The following is a 1,237-nucleotide window of genomic DNA, read 5'->3' as shown; positions in this document are numbered from 1 at the left end:
AGGTCATAGACTGCACGCTGCCGCTCGTCATTGAACTCCGGCGTGCGGCGGGCCGCGATGGCTGCTATCACCGCGGGATCCAGGCCCGCCTTGAGGCCCATGGCCTTGTGCGCTGTCCATTCGTGGTGCGAGGTCCAGTGGCGGCCGCAGACGAGGATCGCGAGCTCGGTGAGGTGTGGCTCCAGGGTCGTCTGGAAGCGCAGCAGCTCGCCGAGCTTCTGCCCCCGGCGTGCGAGCTCTGGATTGCGCAGCCAGGCAATCATCGGCGCCGGCACCTTGCCGCGCAAACCGCTCACCGCCTCGGCGCAGACTGCCGCTTGCTCCGGGGTCATCGCCGCTTCCTGCGGCATCTCGAGTCGTGGCATGGACTTGCTCCTTGGTGCGGCTCTTAACCGATTCGGAGAATGTCGCGCGCCTGAGCAGGCGAGGCCACCTCGGCGTCGAGTTCCCGGATGATCCGCACAGCGCGCTCCACCATCGGCGCGTTGCCGGGCGCGAGTTGCCCACGTGCGAGATAGAGGTTGTCCTCCAAGCCCACGCGCACATGCCCGCCTAGAAGCACCGCCTGCGCCGCCATGGGGAATTGTTGCCGCGAGATCCCGAAGGCGCTCCAGCATCCGCCCGCAGGCACCAATTGCTTCAGCGCCTGCATCGCCTCAGTCGTCGCCGGCGCCCCCCAGGGGATGCCCAGACAAAGTTGCAGCCACGGCGGGTCAGCGAAGAGGCCGCGCTCGTACAGGTGGCGCGCGAACGCGGCATGACCCAGATCGAACACCTCCAGTTCCGGCTTCACGCCAGCTTCGCGAATCGCGCTCGCCATACGCTCCACATGGTCCGGGAGATTCAGGAAGGCATAACTGCCGAAGTTCAGCGTTCCAACGTCCAGGCTACAGATGTCGGGCTTCAACTCGAGCACATGTTCCATGCGCTCCTCGGGCGTCGCCATCCCGGCGATCGCGTTGCGATTGGGATCGACAGCGTCAGGAACATAGCGGCCGCCGGCCCCTGTCGTCAGGTTGATCAGCACGTCGCTGCCTGTATCCCGAATACGGCGCACGACATCGCGATAGAGTGCCAGCTCGCGGCTCGGCTTCCCAGTCTGCGGATCCCGGACATGGATATGCACGATGGCAGCGCCGGCAGCGCGAGCGGCCAGCGCCTCGTTGGCGATCTGCTCCGGCGTGACAGGCACGTGCGGGCTGATTCCGGTCGTGTCGCCCCCGCCCGTGAGGGCGCA

The 1,237-nt window shown here is 66.8% G+C and carries 2 protein-coding genes; both read right to left on the bottom strand.

What is annotated here, in order from left to right; all coding sequences use genetic code 11:
• A partial coding sequence (locus AC3FKH_RS34430; protein ID WP_488680157.1) for a carboxymuconolactone decarboxylase family protein occupies window positions 1-365 on the bottom strand: 365 nt, incomplete at its 3' end.
• A gap of 23 nt (window positions 366-388) precedes the next feature.
• On the bottom strand, window positions 389-1,237 hold an 849-nt coding region (locus AC3FKH_RS34425; protein WP_488680155.1), incomplete at its 5' end, for a beta-keto acid cleavage family enzyme.

The sequence above is a fragment of the Cupriavidus sp. 21MJTG02-4 genome, from assembly GCF_057798975.1.
Note: the sequence above shows the minus strand (reverse complement) of the source record. Positions and strands in the feature narration are given on the sequence as shown.